General features: G+C 40.0%; 10 protein-coding genes. 5 read left to right on the top strand and 5 right to left on the bottom strand.

Going from position 1 to position 9,525, the window contains the following annotated elements; all coding sequences use genetic code 11:
• The first annotated feature begins 296 nt into the window (after positions 1–296).
• From B2Y23_RS03320 to B2Y23_RS03335, 4 genes are all read left to right on the top strand, one after another.
• A complete protein-coding gene (locus B2Y23_RS03320; protein ID WP_291369016.1) occupies positions 297–1,661 on the top strand; it encodes an MFS transporter in 1,365 nt (454 codons plus the stop codon).
• 317 nt (positions 1,662–1,978) lie between these two features.
• Positions 1,979–3,328: an aromatic acid/H+ symport family MFS transporter gene (locus B2Y23_RS03325; RefSeq protein WP_291369018.1), complete on the top strand. Its 1,350-nt coding sequence runs from the start codon at positions 1,979–1,981 to the stop codon at positions 3,326–3,328.
• 423 nt (positions 3,329–3,751) lie between these two features.
• Positions 3,752–4,102, top strand: a complete 351-nt coding sequence (locus B2Y23_RS03330; protein WP_291354255.1) for a hypothetical protein — start codon at positions 3,752–3,754, stop codon at positions 4,100–4,102.
• Between the two features lie 31 nt (positions 4,103–4,133).
• Positions 4,134–4,457, top strand: a complete 324-nt coding sequence (locus B2Y23_RS03335; RefSeq protein ID WP_291354254.1) for an ankyrin repeat domain-containing protein — start codon at positions 4,134–4,136, stop codon at positions 4,455–4,457.
• Positions 4,458–4,518: 61 nt separating this feature from the next.
• Here the strand turns inward: B2Y23_RS03335 and B2Y23_RS03340 are convergent, their stop codons facing one another.
• Positions 4,519–5,079 carry a type 1 glutamine amidotransferase domain-containing protein gene (locus tag B2Y23_RS03340; RefSeq protein ID WP_291354253.1) on the bottom strand — a complete coding sequence of 187 codons (561 nt, stop codon included), beginning with the start codon at positions 5,077–5,079 and terminating at the stop codon, positions 4,519–4,521.
• Positions 5,080–5,534: 455 nt separating this feature from the next.
• Here B2Y23_RS03340 and B2Y23_RS03345 point away from each other — a divergent pair, with 455 nt between their 5' ends.
• Entirely contained in the window at positions 5,535–6,719 is a 1,185-nt protein-coding gene (locus B2Y23_RS03345; RefSeq protein ID WP_291369020.1) for a PQQ-dependent sugar dehydrogenase, read from the top strand.
• A gap of 69 nt (positions 6,720–6,788) precedes the next feature.
• Here the strand turns inward: B2Y23_RS03345 and B2Y23_RS03350 are convergent, their stop codons facing one another.
• The 4 genes from B2Y23_RS03350 to B2Y23_RS03365 form a co-directional block, all read right to left on the bottom strand.
• A complete protein-coding gene (locus tag B2Y23_RS03350; RefSeq protein ID WP_291369022.1) occupies positions 6,789–7,829 on the bottom strand; it encodes a TauD/TfdA dioxygenase family protein in 1,041 nt (346 codons plus the stop codon).
• A gap of 407 nt (positions 7,830–8,236) precedes the next feature.
• Complete coding sequence (locus B2Y23_RS03355; RefSeq protein WP_291354250.1) at positions 8,237–8,779, bottom strand: NADPH-dependent FMN reductase; 543 nt, start codon at positions 8,777–8,779, stop codon at positions 8,237–8,239.
• Between the two features lie 150 nt (positions 8,780–8,929).
• Complete coding sequence (locus tag B2Y23_RS03360) at positions 8,930–9,412, bottom strand: FKBP-type peptidyl-prolyl cis-trans isomerase (protein WP_291369024.1); 483 nt, start codon at positions 9,410–9,412, stop codon at positions 8,930–8,932.
• On the bottom strand, positions 9,405–9,525 hold a 121-nt coding region (locus B2Y23_RS03365), incomplete at its 5' end, for a signal peptidase II (protein ID WP_291369028.1). The genes B2Y23_RS03360 and B2Y23_RS03365, both read right to left, overlap by 8 nt.

A 9,525-nucleotide genomic window follows, 5' to 3' on the forward strand; every position in this document is an offset into this window, starting at 1 on the left:
TTTTTTATGTGGGGGATTTTTACCAAGAGTTTTTATTCTAAAAAAATAACTAAGTTTTATCCTTTTTAATCCACATTTTATATTGTCAATTTAAGAATGGTTAAAAACTAGACTCATGGGGCTAGGAATTTGGTCAATTTTAATACTTTAGTAGTGTGTTTAGTCAAAAATAGCTGTGTTCAACTGAGTTTGTTACGGAAGTGTGGCGCTATAAGTCATCAAAAATAATAACTAAGAATTAGGGTCATGGGTCGTACTGAAAACAACGAATAACAACTCACAGGAGGTGAGTATAAATGGCAGAAAACACGAAGAGAGTAGCAAACACGATTAGTGTGAATGATGTGATTGATCATGCAAAATTCACTAAATTTCACTTAAGCATTGTATTGTGGTGTTTATTCATTGTTCTATTTGACGGATATGATTTAGCGATCAATGGTGTAGTTCTGCCTCTGCTGATGCAGGAGTGGGGCATGAGTGCTGTTCAAGCCGGTATGCTGGCAAGTACAGCACTCGCTGGCATGATGTTTGGAGCAATGCTGTTTGGTATGCTTGCAGACAAAATTGGTCGTAAAAAGGTTATTTTAATTTGCGTCTCTTTATTTAGCGGTTTTACATTTTTGGGTGGATTTGCAACGAATCCAACAGAGTTTGGTATTTTACGTTTTATTGCAGGTTTAGGGATTGGTGGCGTATTACCAAACCTTGTTGCTTTAACGTCTGAATATGCGCCTAAACGTTTAAAAAGTACCCTTGTAACCACAATGTTTAGTGGTTATGCCGTAGGCGGTATTATGGCTGCATTATGTGGTTCATGGTTTGCACCAAGTTTTGGCTGGAAAATTATGTTCTTCATTGCCGGTATTCCATTACTTTTTGTGCCACTTTTTTGGAAGTTCTTACCTGAGTCTTTAACTTTCCTGGTTAAAGAACAAAAAATGAATGAAGCACGTCGTTTTATCAAACGAGTTGAGCCAACTGCAGACGTACGAGCAGATACTGAACTCGTTCTAGCAACAGGCGATCAGACACACAGTGCATCAGTAAAAGCTTTATTTTCAGAAAACCGTGCCCCAGGAACATTCTTGTTTTGGGTCGCTTTCTTCATGTGCTTGCTCATGCTTTACGCACTTGGGAGCTGGTTACCAAAACTGATGATGGCTGCAGGTTATTCTTTAGGTAGCAGTTTAATGTTCTTATTAGCACTGAATATTGGTGCAGTAATTGGAACGATTGGTGGTGGTATTTTAGCAGACCGTTTTGACTTTAAACCTGTTCTTATTGGCATGTTAATTGTTGGTGTACTGTCTTTGGTTGGTTTAGGCTTTAATTCTCCACAGCCTGTTATTTACTTACTTGTCAGCTTGGCAGGTGCATCATCGATTGGTACCAGTATCTTGTTATATAGCTTTGTTGCGCAATACTATCCGGTCGCAGTACGTTCTACTGGTATTGGTTGGGCTTCTGCTGTGGGACGTACCGGTGCAATTGTTGGTCCAATCGTAATTGGTATGCTGCTTGGTATGGAATTATCACATAAATGGAACTTTATCGCGGTTGCAATTCCAGGCATCATTGGCATGATCGCTATTTCCATGATTCGTCAACCAAAACCTGTTCGTATGGTAGTGAAACAATTGAAAGTAGCCAAAATTTAAACTGCTGTTTGGTTTATCCATTAAAAAAAGCCCCTTTGAATGAAGGGGCTTTTGCATATCTTTTGTACAAGATCAAATTCATCAAAAAAATCCGCTAAAAATTTCAATTTAATTAAAAAAACGATGATTAAGTATTCAATAGTGTATTTAAGTAAGTGTGATACATCACGCAAATAAATACTTTTAACTAGGTCATAGCGGAATATCAATTAGTCTTATTGTGTGCTAAATCCGGCTTGCGTATATTGCCTGAAATTAAATATTCAGCTGAAGATTTAATTAATGTAATGGACAAGTACTCATGGGAGATGAGAACGATGACAATGGAAACTGTAGATATAAATTCTGTAGTCGACAATGCGAAATTTACGCCTTTTCACTTCAATGTAGTTGCTTGGTGTTTACTGGTAATTTTATTTGATGGTTATGATTTGGCAATTAATGGTGTAACTTTACCACTATTAATGAAGGACTGGGGCCTAAGTGCCGTTCAAGCGGGAATGCTTGCCAGTACAGCTCTTGCAGGCATGATGTTTGGTGCGATGATCTTTGGTTCCTTGGCGGACAAGATTGGTCGTAAGAAAGTCATTATGATCTGTATTGTTTTATTTAGCGGTTTAACCTTTGCAGGTGGTTTTGCTTCTAACCCAACTGAATTCGGTATTTTACGCTTCCTTGCCGGTTTGGGTATTGGTGGTGTGATGCCAAACCTGGTGGCACTGACTTCTGAATATGCGCCACAAAAGATGCGCAGTACCTTGGTCACCACCATGTTCAGTGGTTATGCGGTAGGTGGGGTGATGGCTGCCTTACTAGGATCTTGGTTTACCCCTGATTTTGGTTGGCAAGTCATGTTCTTTATTGCAGGTATTCCCTTATTTTTACTGCCTGTAATCTGGAAATTCCTGCCTGAATCTTTAGCATTTATGGTAAAGCAAAATAAGCAGGCTGAAGCGCGTCGTATTGTGCATCGCTTGTCACCGAATACCCAGGTTACGGACCAGACTACATTTACTTTGCCACAGGAAAGTGTACCTGAAGCAGCAAACGTGGTGAGCTTGTTCCGTCGCGGTCGTGCAACCAATACCTTATTGTTCTGGGTTGCGTTCTTCACCTGCTTGCTGACCATGTATGCTTTGAGCAGTTGGTTACCGAAGTTAATGATGGCGGCAGGTTACTCGATGGATAACAGCCTGATGTTCATGATGGTCATGAACGTGGGTGCGGTTGTCGGTATTGTGGGTGGCGGTATTCTTGCGGATCGTTTCCACTTGAAACCTGTATTGATGGTCCTCGGTATGATGGGTGCGGTTGTGATGAGCTCAATGGGCTTTGCATCTAACCAATTCTTACTTTACATTCTGGTATTCCTAGCTGGTGCAGCGTCAATCGGTTCACAAATGTTGCTATATAGCTATGTGGCGCAGTTCTATCCACTTGCAGTGCGTTCGACAGGTATTGGCTGGTCATCTGCAATTGGTCGTATGGGCGCGATTGTAGGCCCAATCCTGATTGGGGGCTTACTCGGTATGAACCTGCCTGCGCACTTCAACTTTATGGCAGTTGGTTTACCGGTATTAATTACTGCGATTGCTGTAGCGTTGATTATGCATGACGATGAGTCTGAAAAGATTGGGTCAGCTGAACCCGTAGTGTCTAAAGCTTAAAATTTAAGTTTTAAAAAGAAGCCTCCGAAAGGGGGCTTTTTTAATATTAATGGTTGATTGAAAAATAAACATTGTGTATTAATACTGTTAATTTTCATTATTTTAGATAACAGGTAAAAATGACTACTAATAAATTGGGAGAAAATAATTATCGAATCTTACTAGACTCAAGATGGTCATTAGCAGACTTAAATAATTTTACTCGCTTATATATACAAAATTATGCGTTTATCTATTGCTTAGAAAATATTACAGGAACTATAAATTCAGCTTCTTTTTTTACAAGAGATAGAAGATCTTAAGCTAAGAGAGGGCCTTACATATGTAAATGCTTATCATATTTTTGCAAGACATATTCCAGCAGAAGATAAACCTGTTATTCGTGCCATAACTTATGCTTCTCCTGGATTTATTGAATTAATATTGAATTATGAAGTAGCAAAAAAGATTGCTGAATCTATTACACTTTTTTTAGCTTTGTTTAATGAATCTTACTCTGCCTATAAACATTTAAAAGAAATTTATAGTAATTTAGGTAAAAGACGTAAGGAAAAACATGACAGCTCATTAAAATTGGCAGCAAAAGAAGTTAGAGAAGTAAAAAGGCTTAATGAGGAATTGGCGAAAAGTTTAGGATATTCAAATTTAGCTGATTTATATCAAAAAGTTGGAGATCCAGAAGAAGTCTCAAAACTTCTTATGGCTCATTATCGTAGAATGCAAGCAATGTCACAATTTGTGCAAGAGAATAAAGCAGATTTTCCTTTAGAATAAAGGAGTATCTTTAAAATAAAGTTATTATCCTATGAACATCAACTCATTCTCTCCAATCCCTGAAGATGATGACGAACTGCATCTTCCTGAACTGGTGTACTGGGCATCCTTAGGCGACATTGACCAGGTCGAACAGGGCATCAAGGATGGTCTGGACGTCAACTCTGTCGATGAAGAAGGTTATAGCGCCTTACATGCAGCAGCTGAAAACGATCATCTAGAGGTCGTAAAGCTATTGATTAGTAAAGGTGCAGATATTAATCATCGCAGTACTTATACAGCTTTAGAACTTGCTGAAATGGCAGGGAATCAAGAAATAGTGAATTATCTAAAGAGTCTAAAAGGATTGGCTTAAATCAATCATTTAAAAAAAGGAGCCCCACAAGTTGGGGTTCCTTTTTGGCAACAGCTTAGAATTACGGGATAATATCCATATCCACTTCCAGTTCTTCCACAATCGCGGTATTAAAAGCAGGTAAGTCATCCGGATTACGTGAAGTAATCAGTACCCAACCATTGGTATTGCAGCGGTGCACTTCTTCATCGACCCATTTTGCACCAGCATTTTGCAGATCCAGCTTAATACTTTTATAAGAAGTCAGATGTTTATCTTTGACCCGACCTGCATCAATCAGTGCCCATGGCCCATGACAGATCGCTGCAATCGGTTTCTGGTTATCGGCAAAGGACTGAATGATGCGCTGGGCATCTTCATTAATACGTAATTTATCAGCATTTACTGTCCCGCCAGGGATTACTAGCAAATCATAATCTTCTGCATTGACTTCATGCATGGTGGTATCGGGTGTGTATTGTGCACTTGGCTTGCTATCGCCTTCCATGGTTTGTACATCTTCATTTTTTTCTGCAGCATGAATCACCACAAAACCATGCGACTGCAAGAAATCCAGAGGCTGGACTAATTCATCGTGTTCAATGCCCACGTTCGAGGTGATAAACAGAACTTTCTTGACCATAATTGTATATCTCAATATCTGCCAGGGTCTTTAGCTTAGCAATAAGGCATTTTTTGAAATGTTGCTTTTTTAGCCTTCGACTGTAAGTATTTATAGAAGAAAAGCCTGATAGAACAACAGAGAAAAACAATAGATGAAAAAAGCCCCGATATCCTATCGGGGCTTTTTTTGTATGCGCTGCTTAGGTATAACGGCTGTTTTACCTCACATCCTGATGCTCAAACTTATAATTATTGTTTTAGGTTTGGGAAACCTCCTGTTTCCTGATGAATTCAGAATAAGAAATTTATCCGGAAGGAGATATAAGCCAATAGAACTATTTTGTGTACGTAATCTCTTACACAATCTAACAAATAAAGTGAAATGAAAGTTTGTTACTAATAAAAAATAGTGATTTTCAATATTTTACTTAGAATAAAAGGGATGATCTATTTGAAGGGAACAGGATAATAACGATGAAAATATTCCGACAGCATATGCTGACCACCATCATATTAATCAGTACATCAAGTTTAACCGCCTGTAATGCACAAACGGACTCTGTAAATTCTGCATCCAAGTCAGCCATAGAAACAGCATCTTCCAAGCCTTCTACAGGTTCTGTTAATCAAGCTTATAAATTGATAAGCCTCGCACAGTTTAATGAACCGTGGGCGATGGCATCTTTAAAGGATGGGCGTTTACTGGTCACTGAAAGAAAGGGAAAGTTACAGTTATTCGATCCTACAACCAGACAAAAAACTGAAGTCAAAGATTTGCCTAAAGTGGCCTATGGTGGGCAAGGCGGCTTGGGTGATATAGCCTTGCATCCACAATTTGAACAGAACCATATTATTTACTTAAGTTATGCAGAAGCGGGACAGGGTGGTTATGGTGCTGTCGTTGCTCGGGGTGAATTAGATTTATCTAATAGTCAGAAACCGCAAGTTAAAAATTTAAAAACCATCTGGAAACAGGTGCCTAAAGTCCAAGGACAGGGGCACTATTCGCATCGGTTGTTATTTGGTTCCGACGGAAAGTTATGGATTAGTTCCGGTGAACGTCAGAAGTTTGATCCTGCCCAAGATATGCAATCTAATTTAGGCAAAATATTACGTTTAAATGATGATGGTACGCCAGCTGCAGCTAATCCATTTACGAATCAAGGAGAGATCGCAAAACAGGTCTGGTCATTGGGTCACAGAAATCCATTAGGTATAGCATTTGATCCTAAGGGTAAACTTTGGGTGGTGGAAATGGGGCCTAAAGGTGGTGATGAACTGAATTTGATTATAAAAGGTGAAAATTACGGTTATCCGCTGGTTTCAAATGGCGATCATTATGATGGCAAAGATATTCCTGACCATAATACTCGCCCTGAATTTAAAGCACCTGAAATCAGCTGGACACCAGTTATTTCCCCATCTAGCCTGATTTTTTATCACGGTTCGCAATTCCCGGCATGGAAAAATAAAGCCCTGATTGGCGGTTTATCGTCCAAATCTATTGTTGTGGTGGATACAGCCATGAAACCTGTGACTGAAGTACAGCGTCTGGATATGAAGCAACGTATCCGTGATGTGCTGGAAGCGCCAGACGGTTCAATCTGGGTGCTCGAAGATGGTAACAATGCCAGACTGTTGAAAATGACTACAAAATAATACGATTGATAGAAATTAAAAGCCCCGAGTGGGGCTTTTGAAATAACGGGTATGCATGATTGCAGTGAATCAGGCTGCGTAATGCTCATCTGCATTAAATACATTGGCCTGGATCTGGATCAGTTTACGGTTGCCTTGTTCACCATTCATGCGCCAATGGGCAATCTTGATATTATCTACAATGGCAACATCACCTTTCTGCCATTGCAGTAACAGCGCATCGCGGTACATGGCATCAAAAAAGGCCTGCTTCTCTTGATCGTTCCATTCCACTTGCTCCCCGTGCTGGTTAAAAATTTCCCAGGTCAGCTGCATGCCACCCGCAGTAGAATCCAGCTCAATATCTCCACGATTTTCAAAGCAGTTTTGTGCTGCTTGATGGGCAAATGGATTGGTATTGTTGGCAAATGCCCAAGGTTGCACGACCAGTTTTTGCGTAACAGGATGCTTAATGACTAGGGGCGAACGTTGTAAAGTCAGCTTGGCTTTTTTGTCTGCGCATATGGAGACGCTAAATGGGCTTTTTTTCAGCAAGATCCGGTCGATAAAATTGACCTTGCGTGATGAAACATAAGAAAAATGGTTCCAGGTGCCTTGGTATTTTTGCTTGATGGTCTCTGGAAAGTTTTCCCAAATCTGTTCCAAATTATTAAAACCGGTTTCTGCCAGATAAGTTGAGGGTTCCTGACAATATAGCGCAATATAGCGTGAGCGTTCCGAACGTACGCCACCTTCAACATGCGGACCTTGGATCGAGTTCTCTACTGGGCCAAGCTGAACGGTATTACGGTCAATATAACGTCGATAATCGCCTGCACCTAAAATACTTTCACTGTATTTACGCATCCATGATGCGACCCAGCTCGGCATATTCGGATTAAAAGAATTCCAGGGCTGTAATTTGAATTGCTGTTCAATCAGTTGATGAAATTCGTCAGTATGCTGGATGTTAAATCCACGGAAAATTAAAATACCGTACTGGTGCAACTGTTGCATCAGCTGTTCACGATTCCGTTCAATATATTGGGCTAAGTCAAGCGCTGTATTGCTATTGTCTGGGGCAATAAACAATTTAGCGTAATCGCTCAGCAAATGATGTTCTAATTGCATTTCTTTTCTCTCGAGCATTTTTATTGTTTTGTTTAGGAGCTTGGAATAATTCTGGGGAATATTCCAGTGATTCTTCATTTTTGCATGGTTGTGATTATAGAGTTTGAAATTTCAATATCATGTAAATTTACTGGTTTTGCTGCAAGTTTTCGATAAATGGTCAGGCGAATCCAGCAGGCATAAAGAAAAAGCCCCGACATCCTGTCGAGGCTTTTTATATTCTTTCTAAGGTATAACTCCTGTCGTACCTTGCAGCATCCTGCTGTTATTATCGCTTATCTTTTTAGTTTTAAGCTTAGAGACTTCCTGTCTCGGTATGAGTTAAATATATCGTGAAAGGTAATGTATGAAAAGTGGACATATTCGGCAACCCTTGTAAGCTTAAACGTACAATAGTCTTCCGCACATCAGGCGCTTACATATTGAATCAGTTTGTCTAGCGCACCTTTTAAGGTTTTCTCGTCAAATTCATTTGGTTCAAATTCTTCGGTTTTATTACGTGAAAAAATATCGCGAATTTCAATAATTGCATTGCTGTCAATTAAACCGAGCTGGGTGCCGACCTGACGAATCTGATCAATGGAACGCGAGCCATTGGTTGCACCATAGCCAATATAAGCTGCAGGTTTGCCTTGCCATTCTTTACCGACGTAATCGAATGCATTTTTCAGGGCTGGGCTATAGCCATGATTATACTCAGGACTAATAAAAATAAAGGCATCACCCGAAGCCACTTTATCCGCCCACTCTTGTTGTTTGGGTTGATCATAAATGCCTGTAATTGGCGGATGACTACCGGCAAAAATTGGCAAGTCCCATTCTTTTAAATCGACCAGTTCTGCCTGAACCGTACTGAAATTGGCCTGATCAATACTGCGTTTGACCCAGCGAGCCACTTTAATGGCAGTCCGACCTTCACGCACGCTACCAACAACAATATATATTTTCATAGATTGAGCCTAATTTTTTTAAATTTTCTTCTTTAACTTATTATGAATGTTATTTATTACGTATTATGGATTTGTATCTTCATCAATATCGCTGAAAGGCAAAAATAAAAAAGCTCCCGCAGGAGCTTTTAAACTAATCAGGCTGACACCTTACATAATTTTGATGCCTTGCTGACCCGCAGGCGTTACTTTAAAGATTTCCACTTCAAAAATAATATCTTTGCCGGCAAGCGGGTGATTAAAATCAATTTCAGTAATGTCTTCACCGACCGATTTCACCACACCAAACAGGCTTTGCTTGGCTTTATCTTCAAATTCAATCATATGACCGACAACAGGTGTCTGTTCGAATTTAACGGTGTCAAACTTTTGTACGTTTTCAGGATTCCAGGGACCAAAAGCCTCTTCAGGAGGAAGGCTCACGGTACGGCGGTCACCGGCACGTAAACCGAACAGGGCTTTTTCAAAACCCGGCAATAAGCTGCCATCACCCATTACCAGGCTGACAGGTTCTTCACGGCTACGGGTATTGTCAATTTCCACGCCATTTTCAATGGCAACCGAAAAATGCAGCTCGACTTTAGAGCCATCTTCAATACGAGTTTCTTCGTTTGGATTAATAAAATCAGTCATTTTGTTGCGCTTCCGCACGTTGAATACGTTGTTTCTCTAGGAAAAACGTATCGATCAATAGCAAGATAGTACCCACAGTAATGGCACTATCGGCAATATTAAAAGCAGGGAAG

This window comes from Acinetobacter sp. UBA5934, assembly GCF_002430855.1.
GTDB lineage: Bacteria > Pseudomonadota > Gammaproteobacteria > Pseudomonadales > Moraxellaceae > Acinetobacter.